Source organism: Kluyvera genomosp. 3 (genome assembly GCF_011765685.1).
GTDB classification, from domain to species: Bacteria; Pseudomonadota; Gammaproteobacteria; order Enterobacterales; family Enterobacteriaceae; genus Kluyvera; species Kluyvera georgiana_A.
The window spans coordinates 3399069-3417928 of the sequence record NZ_CP050321.1 but is presented as its reverse complement, the minus strand read 5'-3'; the positions used below and the strand labels follow the sequence as shown (position 1 = coordinate 3417928).

The 18860-nt window shown below is 56.7% G+C and carries 20 protein-coding genes; 11 read left to right on the top strand and 9 right to left on the bottom strand.

Annotated elements, in window-relative coordinates:
• Positions 1-78 precede the first annotated feature (78 nt).
• The 9 genes from GY169_RS16055 (at position 79) to GY169_RS16015 (ending at position 9284) form a co-directional block, all read left to right on the top strand.
• Positions 79-558 carry a YbjN domain-containing protein gene (locus GY169_RS16055; RefSeq protein ID WP_065355637.1) on the top strand — a complete coding sequence of 160 codons (480 nt, stop codon included), beginning with the start codon at positions 79-81 and terminating at the stop codon, positions 556-558.
• A 406-nt stretch (positions 559-964) separates the two neighbouring features.
• Positions 965-2077, top strand: coding sequence for a spermidine/putrescine ABC transporter substrate-binding protein PotF (potF, locus tag GY169_RS16050; protein ID WP_065355638.1), 1113 nt, complete (start codon positions 965-967; stop codon positions 2075-2077).
• 123 nt (positions 2078-2200) lie between these two features.
• Positions 2201-3334, top strand: a complete 1134-nt coding sequence (gene potG / locus GY169_RS16045) for a putrescine ABC transporter ATP-binding subunit PotG (RefSeq protein ID WP_163446979.1) — start codon at positions 2201-2203, stop codon at positions 3332-3334.
• Between the two features lie 10 nt (positions 3335-3344).
• Positions 3345-4298, top strand: a complete 954-nt coding sequence (gene potH, locus GY169_RS16040; RefSeq protein ID WP_064548656.1) for a putrescine ABC transporter permease PotH — start codon at positions 3345-3347, stop codon at positions 4296-4298.
• Positions 4295-5140 carry a putrescine ABC transporter permease PotI gene (potI, locus tag GY169_RS16035; protein ID WP_064548659.1) on the top strand — a complete coding sequence of 282 codons (846 nt, stop codon included), beginning with the start codon at positions 4295-4297 and terminating at the stop codon, positions 5138-5140. Before potH ends, potI begins: the two co-directional genes overlap by 4 nt.
• A gap of 60 nt (positions 5141-5200) precedes the next feature.
• Positions 5201-5689 (top strand): YbjO family protein, encoded by a 489-nt coding sequence (locus GY169_RS16030; protein WP_167576319.1) that lies wholly within the window; start codon positions 5201-5203, stop codon positions 5687-5689.
• Between the two features lie 41 nt (positions 5690-5730).
• The gene (rlmC, locus tag GY169_RS16025; protein WP_163446975.1) at positions 5731-6867 is read left to right on the top strand and encodes a 23S rRNA (uracil(747)-C(5))-methyltransferase RlmC; all 1137 of its coding nucleotides are present in this window, start codon (positions 5731-5733) and stop codon (positions 6865-6867) included.
• A gap of 225 nt (positions 6868-7092) precedes the next feature.
• Complete coding sequence (locus GY169_RS16020; protein ID WP_167576318.1) at positions 7093-7815, top strand: response regulator transcription factor; 723 nt, start codon at positions 7093-7095, stop codon at positions 7813-7815.
• Entirely contained in the window at positions 7812-9284 is a 1473-nt protein-coding gene (locus GY169_RS16015) for an ATP-binding protein (protein WP_167576317.1), read from the top strand. Before GY169_RS16020 ends, GY169_RS16015 begins: the two co-directional genes overlap by 4 nt.
• Before the next feature lie 45 nt (positions 9285-9329).
• Here the strand turns inward: GY169_RS16015 and artJ are convergent, their stop codons facing one another.
• The 6 genes from artJ to GY169_RS15985 all read right to left on the bottom strand — a co-directional run bounded on the left by artJ (position 9330) and on the right by GY169_RS15985 (position 13931).
• Positions 9330-10061 carry an arginine ABC transporter substrate-binding protein ArtJ gene (artJ, locus tag GY169_RS16010; RefSeq protein ID WP_163446970.1) on the bottom strand — a complete coding sequence of 244 codons (732 nt, stop codon included), beginning with the start codon at positions 10059-10061 and terminating at the stop codon, positions 9330-9332.
• Positions 10062-10235: 174 nt separating this feature from the next.
• Complete coding sequence (artM, locus tag GY169_RS16005) at positions 10236-10904, bottom strand: arginine ABC transporter permease ArtM (protein WP_167576316.1); 669 nt, start codon at positions 10902-10904, stop codon at positions 10236-10238.
• Entirely contained in the window at positions 10904-11620 is a 717-nt protein-coding gene (gene artQ / locus GY169_RS16000; protein WP_064548674.1) for an arginine ABC transporter permease ArtQ, read from the bottom strand. Before artQ ends, artM begins: the two co-directional genes overlap by 1 nt.
• Before the next feature lie 6 nt (positions 11621-11626).
• Positions 11627-12358: an arginine ABC transporter substrate-binding protein ArtI gene (gene artI, locus GY169_RS15995; protein WP_064548676.1), complete on the bottom strand. Its 732-nt coding sequence runs from the start codon at positions 12356-12358 to the stop codon at positions 11627-11629.
• Between the two features lie 17 nt (positions 12359-12375).
• Entirely contained in the window at positions 12376-13104 is a 729-nt protein-coding gene (gene artP, locus GY169_RS15990; RefSeq protein WP_064548678.1) for an arginine ABC transporter ATP-binding protein ArtP, read from the bottom strand.
• Between the two features lie 311 nt (positions 13105-13415).
• Positions 13416-13931 (bottom strand): lipoprotein, encoded by a 516-nt coding sequence (locus GY169_RS15985; protein WP_064548681.1) that lies wholly within the window; start codon positions 13929-13931, stop codon positions 13416-13418.
• 192 nt (positions 13932-14123) lie between these two features.
• Here GY169_RS15985 and GY169_RS15980 point away from each other — a divergent pair, with 192 nt between their 5' ends.
• The gene (locus GY169_RS15980; RefSeq protein ID WP_064548683.1) at positions 14124-14447 is read left to right on the top strand and encodes a heavy metal-binding domain-containing protein; all 324 of its coding nucleotides are present in this window, start codon (positions 14124-14126) and stop codon (positions 14445-14447) included.
• Entirely contained in the window at positions 14444-15283 is an 840-nt protein-coding gene (locus GY169_RS15975; protein WP_163446968.1) for an N-acetylmuramoyl-L-alanine amidase, read from the top strand. The genes GY169_RS15980 and GY169_RS15975 overlap by 4 nt, the downstream gene beginning before the upstream one ends.
• 3 nt (positions 15284-15286) lie before the next feature.
• Here GY169_RS15975 and GY169_RS15970 read toward each other — a convergent pair whose 3' ends face one another.
• The 3 genes from GY169_RS15970 to ltaE form a co-directional block, all read right to left on the bottom strand.
• Positions 15287-16300 carry an NAD-dependent epimerase/dehydratase family protein gene (locus GY169_RS15970; protein WP_065355729.1) on the bottom strand — a complete coding sequence of 338 codons (1014 nt, stop codon included), beginning with the start codon at positions 16298-16300 and terminating at the stop codon, positions 15287-15289.
• Positions 16301-16387: 87 nt separating this feature from the next.
• Positions 16388-17830, bottom strand: coding sequence for a DUF2867 domain-containing protein (locus tag GY169_RS15965; RefSeq protein ID WP_167576315.1), 1443 nt, complete (start codon positions 17828-17830; stop codon positions 16388-16390).
• A 10-nt stretch (positions 17831-17840) separates the two neighbouring features.
• Positions 17841-18842, bottom strand: coding sequence for a low-specificity L-threonine aldolase (gene ltaE, locus GY169_RS15960; RefSeq protein ID WP_167576314.1), 1002 nt, complete (start codon positions 18840-18842; stop codon positions 17841-17843).
• Positions 18843-18860: the final 18 nt, after the last annotated feature.

Sequence of the window (18860 nt, the reverse complement as noted above, 5' to 3'; positions counted from 1 at the left end):
CTGGTACTCAGGCCGGGCCCTGTCCCGGTCGTTTGTGTTTTATGAAATGTTACTTTACCGCATGAGGTCATAGGCAATATGGATTCTCTCGTCGTCCCGAGTCTGGATACGTTACGTCAGTGGCTCGACGAAATAGGCATGAGCTTTTTTGAGTGTGACACCTGTCAGGCGCTGCACCTGCCGCATATGCAAAATTTTGATGGCGTCTTCGATGCCAAAATTGACCTCATTGATAACGTCGTGCTCTTCTCGGCGCTGGCCGAGGTTAAGCCGTCTGCGCTGCTGGCGGTGGGGGCAGATCTGTCTGCGATTAACGCCAGCTCGCTGACCGTGAAAGCGTTTCTCGATATGCAGGATGATAATCTGCCAAAGCTGGTGGTTTGCCAGTCTTTATCCGCTGCGGTTGGGGTCAGCTTCGAACAGTTTGCGGCTTTCGTGCAGCAAAGCGAAGAGCAGGTCTCGATGGTCATCCTCGAGGCGTCCGCCCAGCAGCTGCTGTATAAGCCGGAAGAAGAAGAACAGCCGCCGGAAGATGTTCAATACCATTTTCTTCACTAATCCTCCCCGCTAAATAGCGCAGTCACTGCCATGGTGGCTGCGTATTACACGCTTTTATTCTGCTTTTAACCTTATTTTAAAGATTCTTTCACTACCTGATTGGCGCTTTTGGCTTATCAGATAGAGTGATCTTGCATAAAAAATTGATAAAAGGCGTTTTTTACGCTGACCTATAGCCTCCGGCTCGGGCTACAGTTATTCTTGCGACATATCGGTGCACCCCCTAATTATTGCTGGCAATACTCATTGTTGGCGAGAATTTTGCATCGATAGCGCGAGCAATGACTGCAGGGGAGCCCGGTCTCTTCTCTTTCATGCAGTACGAAAAAATATGCATGATTTCTGCATACTCTAAATTGCGTATATTTAGTCCGTTTGTTAACGGGCGACGAGAAGGATAAGAGATATGGCCGCCTTAAATAAAAAATGGTTAACAGGTCTGGTGACGGGGGCGCTGATGGCTGCCTCGGCAAGCGTGCTCGCTGCAGAACAAAAAACGCTGCATGTCTATAACTGGTCCGACTATATCGCGCCGGATACCGTGGCGAACTTCGAGAAAGAGACCGGGATTAAAGTCGTGTACGACGTATTCGACTCTAACGAAGTGCTGGAAGGGAAACTGATGGCAGGAAGCACCGGTTTTGATCTGGTGGTGCCGTCGGCAAGCTTCCTGGAACGCCAGCTCACTGCGGGGGTGTTCCAGCCGCTCGATAAGAGCAAGCTGCCAAACTGGAAAAATCTCGATCCGGAAGTCCTGAAGCTGGTCGCTAAGCACGATCCGGAGAATAAATACGCCATGCCTTACCTGTGGGCGACCACCGGTATTGGCTATAACGTTGATAAGGTCAAAGCCGTACTGGGTAAAGACGCGCCGCTGAACAGTTGGGATCTGGTGATGAAGCCAGAGAACCTCGAGAAGCTGAAGAGCTGCGGCGTCTCCTTCCTCGATGCGCCGGAAGAGATTTTTGCCACCGTGCTGAACTATCTGGGCAAAGATCCGAACAGCAGCAAGGCGGATGATTACACCGGCCCGGCCACCGACCTGCTGCTGAAGCTGCGCCCGAATATTCGCTACTTCCACTCTTCTCAGTACATTAACGATCTGGCTAACGGCGATATCTGCGTGGCCATCGGCTGGGCAGGCGACGTGTGGCAGGCGGCGAACCGTGCGAAAGAAGCGAAGAACGGCGTGAACGTCTCCTACTTCATTCCGAAAGAGGGGGCGCTGGCATTCTTTGACGTCTTCGCAATGCCTGCCGATGCGAAAAACAAAGACGAAGCCTATCAATTCCTTGATTACCTGATGCGTCCGGACGTGATTGCGCATATTAGCGACCATGTGTTCTACGCCAATGGCAACAAGGCTTCTACGCCGCTGGTGAGCGCGGAGATTCGCGACAATCCGGCGATTTACCCGCCGGCTGATGTCTTCGCCAAGCTGTTTACGCTGAAAGTCCAGGATCCCAAAATCGACCGCGTCAGAACGCGCGCATGGACCAAAGTGAAAAGCGGGAAATAATGCCGTTATGCACCGGGGTAGTGCAACTGCCCCAATCTGGACACCCACCACATGGCGGGTGTCCAGAGGTTGATATGACAACCGGGTCATATCGATATTCGTTTTTTGCCGGAGAGCACCAGATTGAACGACGCTATTCCCCGCCCACAGGCGAAAACCCGCAAAGCGCTCACCCCGCTGCTGGAAATCCGTAATCTGACTAAATCCTTCGACGGCCAGCACGCCGTGGATGACGTTAATCTCACTATCTATAAAGGCGAAATATTTGCGCTGCTGGGCGCTTCCGGCTGTGGGAAATCGACGCTGCTGCGCATGCTGGCGGGCTTTGAACAGCCAACCGCCGGGCAAATCGTGCTGGACGGCGTCGATCTGGCGCAGGTTCCGCCGTATCTGCGTCCGATTAACATGATGTTCCAGTCCTACGCGCTGTTTCCGCACATGACCGTCGAGCAAAACATCGCCTTTGGTCTTAAGCAGGACAAGCTACCGAAGGCGGAAATTAGCGCCCGCGTCGCCGAGATGTTGGCGCTGGTGCACATGCAGGAGTTCGCGAAGCGTAAGCCGCACCAGCTTTCCGGCGGCCAGCGTCAGCGTGTGGCGCTGGCGCGAAGCCTCGCCAAACGTCCGAAACTGTTGCTGCTCGATGAACCGATGGGCGCATTAGATAAAAAGCTGCGTGACCGGATGCAGCTGGAAGTGGTTGATATTCTTGAACGTGTTGGCGCGACCTGCGTGATGGTCACCCACGACCAGGAAGAGGCCATGACCATGGCGGGCCGCATTGCCATTATGAACCGCGGTAAGTTTGTACAGATTGGCGAACCGGAAGAAATTTACGAACACCCGACCACCCGCTACAGCGCCGAGTTTATCGGCTCGGTCAACGTTTTCGAAGGGCTGCTGAAAGCGCGCGACGAAGACGGGCTGGTGATTGAGTCTCCGGGGCTGGTTCATCCGTTGAAGGTGGATGCGGATGCCTCGGTGGTCGATAACGTGCCGGTGTACGTGGCCTTACGCCCGGAAAAAATCATGCTCTGTGAAGATCCTCCAGCGGATGGTTACAACTTCGCCGTGGGGGAGGTTGAGCATATTGCTTACCTTGGCGATCTCTCCATTTATCACGTCCGCCTCAAAAGCGGCCAGATGATCAGCGCACAGCTGCAGAATGCTCACCGTTACCAGAAAGGGTTGCCGACCTGGGGCGATGAGGTCCGTCTGTGCTGGGAAGCCGACAGCTGCGTGGTGTTGACGGTTTAAGGAGGGGGTTATGAGTACGTACGAACCACCGGCCCGCCCGCACAAACCGGGCGGCTTCGCCCTGTGGCTGGCGCGGGTCAACATGAAGCACGGGCGCAAGCTGGTGATCGCGCTGCCGTATGTGTGGCTGATCCTGCTGTTCCTGCTGCCGTTCCTGATTGTGTTTAAAATCAGTCTGGCGGAAATGGCGCGGGCGATCCCGCCGTATACCGACCTGATGGAGTGGGCCGACGGTCAGCTGACGATCGCGCTGAACTTTGGCAATTTCCTGCAATTGACCGACGATCCGCTCTATTTTGAAGCGTATCTCCAGTCGTTACAGGTTGCCGCCATCTCGACGATCTGCTGCCTGCTGCTTGGTTACCCGCTGGCGTGGGCGGTAGCGCACAGCAAGCCGTCAACGCGAAATATTCTGCTGCTGCTGGTGATTCTGCCGTCGTGGACCTCGTTCCTGATCCGCGTGTACGCGTGGATGGGGATCCTGAAAAACAACGGCGTGTTGAATAATTTCCTGATGTGGCTGGGGGTAATCGATCAGCCTCTGACTATTCTGCACACCAATCTCGCGGTCTACATCGGCATTGTCTACGCCTATCTGCCGTTTATGGTGTTGCCTATTTACACCGCGCTGACCCGCATTGACTATTCGTTGGTTGAGGCCTCTCTGGATCTTGGCGCTCGCCCGCTGAAAACCTTCTTCAGCGTGATTGTGCCGCTCACCAAGGGGGGGATTATCGCCGGTTCGATGCTGGTGTTTATTCCGGCGGTAGGGGAGTTTGTGATCCCGGAACTGCTCGGCGGCCCGGACAGCATTATGATTGGCCGCGTGTTGTGGCAGGAGTTCTTCAACAACCGCGACTGGCCGGTGGCCTCGGCGGTGGCGATCGTCATGCTGCTGCTGTTGATCGTGCCGATCATGTGGTTCCATAAATATCAGCAAAAACAGATGGGGGACCACGGATGAACAATCTACCGGTCGTCCGCTCACCGTGGCGGATCCTGATTCTGGTGCTTGGCTTCACCTTCCTGTACGCGCCGATGCTGATGCTGGTGATCTACTCGTTTAACAGCTCGAAGCTGGTCACCGTGTGGGCTGGCTGGTCGACGCGCTGGTACGGCGAGCTGTTCCGTGACGATGCGATGATGAGCGCGGTGGGGCTGAGCCTGACCATTGCCGCAGCGGCCGCCACGGCGGCGGCGGTGCTTGGCACCATTGCCGCGATGGTGATGGTTCGCTTTGGCCGTTTCCGCGGTGCCAATGGTTTTGCCTTTATGATCACCGCACCGCTGGTAATGCCGGACGTCATTACCGGATTGTCGCTGCTGCTGCTGTTCGTCGCCCTGGCGCACGCCATCGGCTGGCCGGCGGATCGTGGCATGCTGACCATCTGGCTGGCGCACGTGACCTTCTGTACCGCCTACGTGGCGGTGGTGATCTCCTCGCGACTGCGCGAGCTGGATCGCTCCATTGAGGAGGCGGCGATGGATCTTGGTGCCACGCCGCTGAAGGTGTTTTTCGTGATTACGCTGCCGATGATTATGCCGGCTGTCGTTTCCGGCTGGCTGCTGGCCTTTACGTTGTCGTTGGACGATCTGGTGATTGCCAGCTTCGTCTCCGGCCCGGGAGCGACGACCTTGCCAATGCTGGTCTTCTCCAGCGTGCGTATGGGGGTGAATCCGGAGATTAACGCTCTGGCGTCGCTGATCCTTGGCGTGGTCGGAATTGTCGGATTTATCGCCTGGTATTTGATGGCGCGCGCGGAAAAACAACGGGTGCGTGATATCCAGCGTGCAAGACGCGGATAATCCACTTAAAATCGATACGGATATGCAGTCGATGCCGCGAACTTTCGCGGCATCGTTTTCATGGAAGGCGATACATTGGAACTGTTTACTCGAAGCCGTCGGTCGCACGCCCGTCTGAATGTTCCTGCTTTAGTGCAGGTGGCCGCGCTCGCCATTATTTTAATCCGCTGTCTCGATCTGTTGATGGTGTTCAACCTGTTGGGGCTAAGTGGGATAGGCGAATTTATTCATCGCAGCGTCCAGACCTGGTCGCTGACGCTGGTGTTTCTCTCCAGTCTGGTGCTGGTGTTTATCGAGATTGCCTGCGCCTTTTCGCTGGTCAAAGGGCGCAACTGGGCGCGCTGGGTTTATCTGCTAACGCAGGTGATTGCCGCCAGCTACCTGTGGGCAGCCTCGCTGGGTTATGGCTACCCGGAGCTGTTCAGCATTGCCGGTGAATCGAAGCGCGAGATCTTCCGCTCGCTGGTGATGCAAAAAATGCCGGATCTGCTGGTTTTATGCCTGCTTTTCATCCCCACCGCCTCCCGGCGATTTTTCCGCTTACAATAACGGTGATACAATCCACGCCCCATTCGTCTCAAGGTTTTTCTATGCAGTGCGCACTTTATGATGCCGACCGCTGTCGTTCCTGCCAGTGGATTGAGCGGCCCATCGCCGAACAGCTTGCCGCTAAAATGGCCGATCTCCAGACGCTGCTGGCGGGTTCTACCGTCGGCGACTGGTGCGCACCCGTCTGCGGGCCGGAGCAGGCTTTTCGCAATAAAGCCAAAATGGTGGTCAGCGGCAGCGTAGAGCGCCCGCTGCTCGGCATGTTGCATCGAGACGGCACGCCGGAAGATTTAACCGATTGTCCTCTTTATCCGCCGTCGTTCGCGCCGGTGTTCGCCGCGCTTAAGCCGTTTATTGCCCGGGCGGGCCTAACGCCGTACAACGTGGCGCGCAAGCGCGGTGAACTGAAGTATTTACTGTTGACGGAAAGCCAGCTCGACGGTGGGATGATGCTGCGCTTCGTACTGCGGTCAGAAACCAAGCTGGAACAGCTGCGCGCCGCGCTGCCGTGGCTACAGGCGCAACTGCCGCAGTTGAAGGTGATCACCGCGAATATCCAGCCGGTGCATATGGCGATTATGGAAGGCGAGCAGGAGATTTTCTTTACCGAACAGCAGGCGCTGGCGGAGCGTTTTAACGGCGTGCCGCTGTGGATCCGCCCGCAAAGCTTTTTCCAGACCAACCCAACGGTGGCCAGCGCGTTATACGCTACCGCGCGTGACTGGGTACGGGCGCTGCCGGTGAATCACATGTGGGACCTGTTCTGCGGTGTGGGCGGCTTTGGCCTGCACTGCGCGACGCCGGAGATGACCCTGACCGGCATTGAGATTGCCCCGGAAGCCATTGCCTGTGCGAAGCAGTCGGCGGCAGAGTTGGGGTTGGACAAGCTGCATTTCCAGGCGCTGGACTCCACGCAATTTGCCACCGCCCAGGCGGATATTCCGCAACTGGTGCTGGTCAACCCGCCGCGCCGGGGCATTGGTAAAGCGTTATGCGACTATCTCAGCGAGATGGCGCCGCAGTATATTATTTACTCCAGCTGCAACGCGCAGACGATGGCAAAAGACATTACCCACCTGCCGGGATACCGGATCGAAAAAGTACAGCTGTTCGATATGTTCCCGCATACCGCGCACTATGAGGTGTTGACGCTGCTGGTTAAGAGCCTATCCCATTAGGCTATTTTATTCGCCATTTTGGGGCCGGGCAGTGCTCGAAATCCTCACGTACTACGTGTACGCTCCGGTTTCTGCGCGCTGTCTGGCCCCAAACTGGCTTCAACAATTACGCCTACTGGGATAGGCTCTAAGCGTTAAGCCTTCACTCCCGGAAGTTTAAATAAAATGTGATAACTCGTGACGCTCGCCTGAGTTAAGCTTGAAAAAAAGCGTAGGTGGAGCGTCATGAATAACGCAAAAAAAATCTTACTGGTGGAAGATGACCAGGATATTGCAACCCTGTTGCGCCTGAATCTGCAGGATGAGGGCTATCAGATTGTGCATGAGGCGGACGGTGCGCGAGCGTTACAGCAGCTTGAGCAATGCGTGTGGGACGCGGTGATTCTTGACTTAATGCTGCCCGGCGTTGACGGGCTGGAGATCTGTCGCCGTATTCGGCAGATGACGCGCTATTTGCCGGTGATTATTATCAGCGCCCGCACCAGCGAAACGCACCGCGTGTTGGGGCTTGAGACGGGGGCTGACGATTACCTGCCGAAACCGTTTTCAGTGCTGGAGCTGGTTGCCCGTGTCAAAGCGCTGTTTCGTCGTCAGGAGGCGATGGGGCAAAGCATCCGTCTGGAAAGCGGGGCGATTGCCAGCCATGGTCTGACTATCGATCCGCTCTCTCGCGAGGTACGACTGCATGGGGAGTCAATCGAGCTTACGCCGCGAGAATTCGACCTGTTGTACTGGTTTGCGCGCCATCCTGGTGAGGTCTTCTCGCGCCTGTCGCTGTTGGAAAACGTCTGGGGCTATCAGCACGAAGGCTATGAACACACCGTCAACACCCATATCAATCGCCTGCGGATCAAAATAGAGAAGGATCCGGCCGAGCCGGAGATCATCCTCACCGTCTGGGGAAAAGGCTATAAGTTCGCCACTGACAAACCGGAGTCTGCGCCATGAATCGACGGCTGAGCCTGAGCCAGCGTCTGACGCTGGTCTTCACCGCCATCCTGCTGCTGTGTGCGATCGCCGCTTGCAGCATACAGCTGTATAACAGCAACCAGTACGGTAATGCGATGGTGCAGCGTCTCTCCTCCGGGCTGGCGCAGCAGATCGTCAACCGCGAGCCGCTGCTGGAAGCGCGCGGCGAGGTGAATGGTCAGACCCTGAAAATGCTGTTCGATCGGCTGATGACCTTCAATCCCAGCGTCGAGCTCTATCTTCTGTCGCCCGAAGGCACGATTATCGCCGACGCGGCGCCGCCCGGACACATTAAGCGCCAGCAGCTCGACATTGAACCGGTAAAAACCTTCCTGAGCGGCGCTGCCTGGCCGGTGTACGGCGACGACCCGCGCAATCTGAATAAACGCAAGGTCTTCAGCGCAGCACCGGTGATGCAAAACGGCAATCTGCGCGGCTATCTTTATATCGTCCTCGAAGGGGAAAATTTCAACGCGCTGGCGGAGAGCGCCTGGCAGAAAACGCTGTGGAGCACCGTGGTCTGGTCGCTGCTGCTGGTGGCGCTGTTTGGCCTGCTGGCGGGGGTGATGATCTGGTACTGGGTCACCCGCCCGGTACGTCAGCTTACCGCAGATGTTGAGGGGCTGGACCGGGACAGTATCAGCGCTATCCGGCAACTCGCTCAGCAACCGCTGGAGGGGGATTCCTCGAACGAGGTGGCGATTCTGCGCAACACCTTTATCGAGCTGGCGCGCAAAATTGCCGGTCAGTGGGACCAGCTTTCTGACAGCGATCGGCAGCGCCGCGAGTTTATCGCCAATATCTCCCACGACCTGCGCACGCCGCTGACTTCGCTGTTGGGGTATCTGGAGACGCTTTCGCTGAAGGCCGATACCCTGACGCCGGAGGATAATCGTCAGTATCTGGCGATTGCGCTGCGCCAGGGGCAAAAGGTACGCCATCTGTCACAGCAATTGTTTGAGCTGGCAAAACTGGAGCACGGCGGCATCAAGCCGCAGCGGGAACCTTTTGCCATTGGTGAGCTACTGCAGGATGTGGCGCAAAAATTCGATCTGGCGATTGAGACGCGTCGACTTACGCTGAAGGTTGAGATCCCGCGCGCGCTGCCGTTACTGAATGCCGACGTTTCGATGATTGAACGAGTCGTCACGAATCTGCTGGATAACGCCGTGCGTCATACGCCGCCGGGTGGCACGGTGATGCTGCGGGTGTGGCAGGAAAATGAACGCCTGCAGGTCGAGGTGGCGGACAGCGGGCCGGGCGTCGAGGCGGCTTTGCGGGAACAGCTCTTCCAGCGTCCTTCCGCGTTAAGCCCGCAGAGTGCGCGTGAAAACCGCGGAGGCTTGGGATTGCTGATCGTTCGCAGGATGCTGGAACTGCATGGCGGCAGTATTCGTCTGGTCGACGCGGCGGCGGGCGCCTGTTTTCGCTTTTTCGTGCCGCTGTAGAGTAATGAACCCGGTAAGCAGGGCGCTTACCGGGATAAAGATGGCTTACTCAGCAAACCACTTATCGTTAATTTTCTGGTAGGTACCGTCGGCTTTAATCGCTTTCAACGCGCCGTTCAGTTTTTCCAGCAGCGCTTTGTTATCCGGACGTACCGCAATGCCGAGACCAATACCGAAGTACTGCGGGTCGGTTACTTTCTCGGTCGCGGTACCCAGCTGCGGGTTGGTTTTCAGCCACTCGTTGACCACCGCGGTGTCGCCAAACACGCCGTCGATACGGCCATTTTTCAGGTCGATAATCGCATTCTGGTAGCTGTCGTAGGCCACGGTTTTGACTTCCGGATGCTTGTCCATCAGGTATTTCTGGTGGGTGGTACCGTTTTCCATACCGATGCGCTTGCCTTTCAGATCGTCAAAGCTTTTGAACTCACCTTTTTTAGCAATGACCAGCGCGGAGTTAGCGTAGTAGGCGTCGGTAAAGGCCACCTGCTTGCTACGTTCCGGCGTGATGTCCATACCGGAAATCACCGCGTCATATTTCTTGAACTTCAGCGCCGGAATCAGGCTGTCGAACGCATGGTTAGTGAAGGTACATTCGGCCTGCATCTGCTTACACAGCGCGTTGGCGAGATCGATATCGAAGCCGACAATCTGGTTGTTGGCATCCATGGATTCAAACGGCGGGTAGGTCGCGGAAACGCCGAAGCTGATTTTTTCTGCGGCCTGAGCGCCGAAGGTTACGGTGGCCAGTAAGGCGGCCAATACTAATTTTTTCATGGATGAGCTCCTGTCTGTCTCGCTTATAGAATGCTGCCCTGCGTGTGGCATGGAGTTACAATGCCATTATGTGAATTTATATGCAATATATTTGATTAAATATTTTATTGGTGGTGAAAAAAAACGGATAGACCAGAGGCTTATCCGTTTTCTGTTTTAATGGTTATGCAAAAATCAGTTGCGACGCTCGAAGGCCAGCGCTTTACGTTCAATCAGACGCATCAACAGCGTCAGCAGGCCGTTGACGACGAGGTAGACCAGCCCGGCGGCACCAAATACCATCACATCGTAGGTGCGGCCATAAAGCAGCTGCCCGTGGCCCATCACTTCCATCAGCGTAATGGTGTAGGCCAGAGAGGTACTCTTGAACACCAGCACCACTTCGTTGGAGTAAGAGGAGAGCGCGCGTTTAAAGGCGTAAGGCAGCAGAATCGCCAGCGTATCTTTCTTACTCATTCCCAGCGCATTACACGACTGCCACTGGCCTTCCGGGATGGCGCGAATGGCGCCGAAGAACAGCTGCGTGGTATAGGCGGCGCTGTTCAGCGACAGGGCAATCAGCGCACATAGCCACGGTTCCGAGAGCAAATGCCACAGCACCGGGTAGTTCTGCAGCGTCGGGAACTGGCCGGGGCCGTAGTAGATCAGGAAGATCTGTACCAGCAGAGGCGTGCCGGTAAACAGCGTAATGTAGCCGCGAACCACCCACACCAGCACCGGCGTCTTCAGTGTCAGAATGATGGTGAAGATCAGCGCCAGCACCAGCGCCACCACGATAGAGGCGACGGTTAGCGTCAGGCTGGTGTGCAGCCCTTTCATCAGTTCCGGTAAATACTCGAGCATCAGCCTGGTCTCCGTTCAAAGCGAGTGGTACGCAGGTCAATGCGTTTGAGAATGTACTGGCTGAGCAGGGTAATCACCAGGTAAATGGCTGCCGCCACGATGTACCAGGTAAACGGCTCCTGGGTACGGGTGGCAATGCTTTTGGTTTGCAGCATCAGGTCGTTCACGCTAATCAGCGAGACCAGCGCGGTATCCTTCAGCAGCACCAGCCACTGGTTACCCAGCCCCGGCAACGCGTGACGCCACATCTGCGGCATCACCAGGCGGAAGAAGATGGCGCTTTTCGACAGCCCCAGCGCCTGGCCGGACTCCCACTGGCCTACCGGCACCGCTTTCAGCGCGCCGCGCAGGGTTTGCGAGGCGTAGGCGGCGTAGAGCAGGGAGAGGGCAATCACACCGCACAGGAACGGGCTGACGTCAAAGTTTTCAATCTGCATCTGCACCGGAATCTGCACGAAACCGAGGTTGATGCTAAACCCATCGGACAGCGTCAGCAGCAGCTGTGAAGAGCCGAAGTAGATAAACAGCACCACCAGAATTTCCGGCAGGCCGCGTAGCACCGTGACCAGCGCGGAGCCGATCCATGCGATCGGGCGCCATTTTACCGACTCCCATACCGCAAAGAACATCGCCAGCGCGAGCCCGATAATCAGTGCACAAATGGCAAGGCCGACGGTCATGCCGGCGGCGCTCGCTAAAGGAAACATTTCGTTCATCAAGTCTTACTTCTGGAACCATTTCGCGTAGATGGTTTGGTAAGTGCCATCTTTCTTCACTTTTTCCAGCGCAGCGTTGAATTTCTGCTGCAGCTCGGTGTTGCCCTGACGCACGGCAATGCCCAGACCGGTACCGAAGTAGCCTTTGTCGGTGACTTTGTCGCCAACGGCCGCCAGCTTATCGTTCGCTTTCAGCCATTCGGTGACCACCGCAGTGTCGCCGAAGACGGCATCAATACGACCGTTTTGCAGATCCAGTTTAGCGTTCTGGTAGCTGTCGTAAGGAACGGTGGTGATTTCCGGATGTTTATCCATGATGAATTTCTGGTGGGTGGTGCCGTTCTGCACGCCCACTTTTTTGCCTTTCAGCTGGTCGACGCCGGTAAATTTACCTTTCACGCCCACGAACAGCGCGGAATTGTCGTAATACGGGGTGGTGAACAGCACCTGCTTTTCACGTTCCGGCGTGATATCCATACCGGCCATGACCGCGTCGATGCGGCGGAACTTCAGGCTTGGGATCAGGCTATCGAAAGACTGGTTGCTGAAGGTACAGGTTGCGTCGATCTCTTTACACAGAGCATTCGCCAGATCCACGTCGAAGCCGACGATCTGGTTGTTAGCGTCCATCGACTCAAACGGAGGATAAGAAGCTTCGGTGGCGAAACGGATGGTTTGAGCAGCACCAGCGGAGAGGCTAACGCTAGCAAGCAGCGCGGCAATCAGTACTTTTTTCATCGTCATTGTCCTGAATCTCAGTGAGAAAGATAACTTCTAAATGCATCAGTCTGTGGGCTGTTAAAGCAGCTTGCATCGCCTTGTTCGACGATATAACCGTTTTCCATGTACACCACGCGGCTGGCCGTTTTACGCGCCACTTCCACTTCGTGGGTGACGATCACCTGGGTAATGTTGGTTTCCGCCAGTTCATGAATGATGCTGACGATCTGGGCGGTAATTTCCGGGTCGAGCGCCGCGGTCGGTTCATCAAACAGCAGCACCTGCGGCTCCATCATCAGCGCACGGGCAATCGCCACGCGCTGCTGCTGGCCGCCGGAGAGGTGCAGGGGGTAACGGTCGCTGAACGGCTTGAGGCGTAAACGCTCAAGCAGTTTTTCGGCACGGGCCATCGCGCTGTCTTTGCTTAAGCCGAGCACGCGGCACGGCGCTTCAATCAGGTTCTGTACCACCGTCAGGTGCGGCCACAGGTTGTACTGCTGGAAGACCATCCCTACGTTTTGACGCAGTTCGCGAATCGCCTTGTCTGACGGGGTTTTAGCAAAATCGAAATGGTTACCCGCAATCGCCAGGGTACCGGATTTCGGCATCTCCAGCAGATTCAGCACGCGCAGCAGTGAGCTTTTGCCCGCGCCGCTAGGGCCAAGCAGTACCAGCGTTTCGCCCTCCGGGCACTGTAGCGTGATGTCGAACAGCGCCTGATGCGCGCCATAAAAGCAGTTAATGCCGTCTAATTTAATGCTCATTGATACCCGTCACGAAAGAGTTGTTCTCGCCCTGGAAACGCCAGGTGCTTACTCTGCTGCCGCTCTTCTATTTCCCCGCTGAAGGCATCAGCCATAGAGGAATTATCAGCAATTGAGGCCGCAAATAGTACCTTTGACAGAATAGTTATGCAATATTTGTGCGTTAAAACTTAAATATAAACCAACTTTTCTTTTAAAGTTAGCACAAAATAACGGTCGGGGTGGGCGAGGGGTATAAATGTCGGCATTCCTGGAGGAATGCCAGACATTTTGCCGGGATAAGCGATTTAGCAGGATTTGTTTACACTTTATTAACGTTTCTCGAGAGATTGACGCAACGTACCGGCTGGCGCATGGCTGTTGTTGCCAAGGTAGCGCACATCGTCCACCGCCCAGCACTGACCTTCCCGAATCATCAGCACTTCATCTTTCCAGCTCTGGGTTCCCTGTTTTAAATCGACGCGCAGCGGAATATTGCGGGCATCGGTATTCGGGATAGTCGAGGCGCTAGCCACGCTTGCCGAATCAGGCGCCGTGGCGCTGCTGGAGAACAGGCCGGACTGCATCAGCGAACGTTTGCTGGCATCCTGGCTGCTCTCGTTCAGCAGTTTGGCCAGGCCGTCGCTGAGGTAAGGGCGCAGGGCGTTAATATCGCTGGTCCGGCGCTGGATCTGGTCGTCGTAAAATTTTTGTGCCACGGTATCCGGGCCGCCTTCTACACATTGCCCGACGCGCGTGCCGGTATCTTTGTAGGCTGGTGTTACGGTGGTGCAGGCGCTCAGCAGCAGCGCGGCGGGAAGAATAAGTGCAAGGTTGGTGTAACGCATAGTGATTCCTTGTTAGCTGTCTCAACATTAGTCGCTTCTACGCCGTCCACGGGCGTATCAACCGCCGCCATGCAGCGGGCGCGATTTACGTATACGATAATGAAGTAATCCCTTTTCAAGCATAGCGTATCGGTCCGATAATGCGTTTAGCGCTGAGAGCTAAGGCATTGAACGTTAAAGAAGGAGCTGTCCATGCAATTTTCAACTACCCCCACCCTTGAAGGGCAAACGATCGTCGAATACTGCGGCGTGGTCACCGGAGAGGCGATTTTAGGCGCCAACATTTTCCGCGATTTCTTCGCCGGTATCCGCGACATCGTCGGCGGTCGCTCGGGGGCATACGAAAAAGAGCTGCGCAAAGCGCGCGAAATTGCTTTTAAAGAGTTGGGCGAGCAGGCCGCGGCGCTGGGTGCCGATGCGGTTGTGGGCATTGATATTGATTATGAAACCGTGGGTAAAGACAGCAGTATGCTGATGGTCAGCGTGAGCGGTACGGCGGTCAAAACGCGCAGATGAAACGTTTTCTGACGATCGTGATGCTGGCGGTGCTGCTGGCGGGGTGTGCGAGTAAAGAAGAGAAAAAAGCGGTTATCGAGAAACCTGACTATGTACTCGATACCAGCCGTTCGGCCCCGGCGGCATATCCGCGCATTAAAATGCTGGTCATCCACTACACGGCGGACGATTTTGACGTCTCGCTCACGGCGCTGACCGGCAAGGATGTCAGCGTCCATTATCTCATTCCCGCCGTGCCGCCGCTGGTACGTGGCAAGCCGCGAATCTGGCAGCTGGTGCCGGAGTCCGAGCTGGCCTGGCATGCAGGCGCGAGTTTCTGGCGCGGGGCAACCCGTATTAACGATACCTCTATCGGTATTGAGCTGGAAAACCGTGGCTGGCAGAAGTCGGAGGGGACGAAGTTCTTCACGCCGTTTGAACCGGCGCAAATCCAGGCGCTGGTGCCGTTGGCGAAGGACATTATCAAACGCTACAACATCGAACCGCAAAATGTGGTCGCGCATTCGGATATCGCGCCGCAGCGTAAGGACGATCCCGGTCCGTTATTCCCATGGCAATCGCTGGCGCAGCAGGGTATCGGCGCGTGGCCGGATGCCAGCCGCGTGGCCTTCTATCTGAACGGTCGATCGCCGAATGCGCCGATTGCCTCGTATACCCTGCTGGATTTGCTGGCGCGCTATGGCTATGAGGTCAAACCGAATATGACGCGGCTCCAGCAGATGCGGGTGATTGCGGCCTTCCAGATGCACTTCCGCCCGGCGCGCTATGACGGCGTCGCGGATATGGAGAGTCTGGCGATTGCCGAGGCGCTGCTGGAGAAATATGGCCAGGGCTAAGTCCTAGCGATGCAGCTTGCCGTGATCTTCGAGCCAGGCGGCGGTACGCACGATGCCGTCGTCCAGCGACACAATCGGCTCGTAGCCCAGCTCTTCGCGGGCGCGGCTGATATCCAGGGTAAAGTCGAAGTTCAGCTTCGACACACCGTAGTGGGTCAGCGACGGCTCTTTGGCTTTTTTATCGCCAAAGCGTTCCATGCTGCGCGCAATCATATCCAGCATCGGATAAGGCACGGAACGAATGCGGCAAGCAATGTCCAGCTCGTCGATTAGCCGCTCAACGATGCTTCGCAGCGTGCGCGGCTCGCCGTTGGTGATGTTGTAAGCACGGCCGGAAGGCAGGCCGTCACAGCGCGGTTGGCTGGCGAGCCACATAGCGTGGGCGGCGTTTTCGTAGTAGGTCATGTCAACCATCGCGTGGCCGCCGCGCGGCAGCAGCACGCTGCCGTAATGGTGCATCATCTGCGCGAGGCGCGGGATAAACACCTTATCGTGCGGGCCAAACACGCTCTGTGGGCGCAGAATAGTAAAGCGCGTGTTCGGGTTGGCCTGCGCCAGCAGCTGGATCACCTCTTCGCTGGCGGCTTTACTGCGGGCGAACTCGTTGGCAAAACGGTGCGGGCGGAAATCTTCTTTGATATCCCGATGGTGGTGATAGTCAAAGTAGAGTGACGGCGAAGAAATATGGATAAAGTTGCGCACCCCCCAGGCGACGGCCCATTCGCCGAGGCGGCGGGTGGCACGGACGTTGGCGAGGTCGAAGGCGGCCTGGGTGCCCCACGGTGAAGTAAAGCTGGAGCAGTGCCACAGCGTGTCAACGCCCGCCAGCATCACTTTGGCCTGAGAGGAGACCAGTTCGGTCAGGTCGGCATGGACGAATTCGGCGCCCATTTTTTCCAGCAGTTTGCCCATCGCTTCATTGCGACCGCTCGCTCTGACGCTAATGCCCTTGCGGCGCAGATACTCAACTGCGTTTCTGCCTAATCCGCTCGTGGCGCCGGTGACCAGTACCTTCATAATCATCCACAGTGTTAAAAAAGAGTTTCGTGCGCATTCTTCCGTTTATTTCACTTGTATGCAATGGGAAACTAAGACGAAAAAGGGTTATTGCGCACTTTTTCCTGTGACTTCTTCTGCCAGACGGGCAATGCGCCGCGCCATTCCGCGAAAGATGAACAGATGTGCTGGAATCATCAACAGCCAGTAGATTAATCCTGGCATACCGTGCGGATGCCACCAGGCGCGCACGTCAAGTTCGCGATGAGTGCCTTTATCGACCAGCGTAAAGCTAAGACGCCCGAGCCCCGGCGCTTTCATGCCAAACAGCAGCGTCAGCGCTTTTTCCGGTTCGACGATAATCACCTTCCAGCTGTCGACCATGTCGCCGGGCTGGAGCAGTGGGTGCGCGGGGCGACCTTTGGCGAGCCGGTGCCCGACCAGCAGATCCATCGCCGCGCGGGTTTTCCACAGCGCGTTGCCAAAGAAATAGCCCTCTTTGCCGCCGAGACGGTTAACCACTTCCCACAGCGCCGACAGGCTTGCCTGAGTGCTGACGGTGAAGCCTGCCTGCTTGGCAAAGAAGCCATACTCCGGACGCCAGCGGGCGAAGGCCTGCGCGTCGTAGCCCCAGTCGCTGGAGTTGGCCAGTTTTTTCTCTTCCTCCAGCGTGCGGCGTACCGCTTCATCGAAGGGGATTAAGGTTTGCGGGATCAGCGTGCGCAGCGCGCGATCGTCGGCCAGCAGATCGTGTTTTAATCCCTGGATCAGCGCTTTGGCGATTGTCGGCGGTACGGAGGTGATCACGTTCAGAAACCAGACCGAGATCCAGCTTGTGGGGAAGGGGATGGGAATGAGCGGCCGATGACGACCGCTGACCGCCATAAAATGTTCGAACTGCTGCTGATAGGTCAGCTCTTCCGGCCCGGCGGCCTCAAACACGCGGTGTTCTGCGGACGGGTGGTTAAGCAGTTCGACCAGGTAAACCAGCAGATTCTCCAGCGCAATCGGCGTGGTGCGCGAACGGACCCAGCGCGGCGGCGTCAGCACCGGCAGGTTGTAGACCATATCGCGCATCACTTCGAAGGCGGCGGAGCCCGCGCCAACGATAATCCCGGCGCGCAGCTCGCTGACCGGCACGCCCGCGTCGCGCAGGATATTGCCGGTAAGCTGCCGGGCGCGCAGGTGCGGCGACTGCTGATGCTCTGGCGCTTGTAGCGAGCTGAGGAAAATCACCTGCTTAACGGGGGTAATCCGCAGCGCGTCGCGGACGTTTTCCGCCACCCGACGTTCATGGCGGATAAAATCCTGGCTTTCACCCATGCCGTGAACGAGGTAATAAACGGTATCCACGCCGTTCAACAGCCGGGCAATATCGCCGTTTTTTTCCAGGTCAACGGAATAGCAAGTCACCCCGGCAAGCTGTAGCTTCTGGAGTCGTTCAATACGACGTGCCACCGCCCGGACGGTATAGCCGCGCAGGCTTAATTCAGTGACCAGATGCTGGCCAATATAGCCACTGGCCCCAAAAACCAAAATAGTCTGTGACACGCCGAACTCCTTATCGCGCTAAAAAGGCTTTCCAGTGGGCAACCACTTCCGTAAGTTGCTCACGATTGACGTCCAGATGCGTGACCAGCCGCACGATGGGCGAGGCGTTGATCAGCACGCCGCGCGCCTGCATAAACTCCCCCAGTGCGGCAGCATTTTCTTCGCCCACGCGGACGAATAACATATTGGTATCGTGACGCATGACGTCGGCGCCAATCTCACGTAGTGCAGCGGCAAGCCAGGCGGCATTGTCGTGATCGTCCTGCAGACGCGCGACGTTGTTTTGCAACGCATACAGTCCTGCCGCCGCCAGAATACCGGCCTGGCGCATACCGCCGCCGGTCATCTTCCGCCAGCGGTTGGCGCGTTTGATGTAGTCATGATTCCCGACCAGCAGCGAGCCGACCGGCGTGCCCAGCCCTTTGGACAGGCAGATGGTGAACGAGTCGCAGTATTGGGCGATATCTTTTAGCTCACAGCCGTAGCTAACCAGCGCGTTGAAGATACGCGCCCCGTCGACATGCAGCGCCAGGCCGCGTTCGCGGGTAAATTCCCAAGCCGATTTAAGATACTCGCGCGGCAGTACCTTGCCGTTGTGGGTATTTTCAATGCTCAGAAGTTTGGTACGCGCGAAGTGGATATCGTCGGCTTTAATTTTTGCCGCCACTTTATCCAGCGGCAGCGTGCCGTCGCCCGCAGCGTCAATCGGCTGCGGCTGAATGCTGCCCAGCACTGCCGCGCCGCCAGCTTCATACAGATAATTATGTGCCCCCTGGCCGACGATGTACTCCTCGCCGCGTTCGCAGTGGCTCAGCAGCGCCACCAGGTTGGCCTGGGTGCCGGTGGGCAGGAACAGGGCTGCCTCTTTGCCTGCCAGTTCGGCAGCGTACTGCTGAAGGGCGTTAACGGTGGGATCGTCGCCATAGACGTCATCGCCGACCGGCGCGGCCATCATCGTTTCGAGCATGGCGCGCGTCGGGCGGGTTACGGTATCACTGCGTAAATCAATCACGGCATTTCCTTTTTAAAC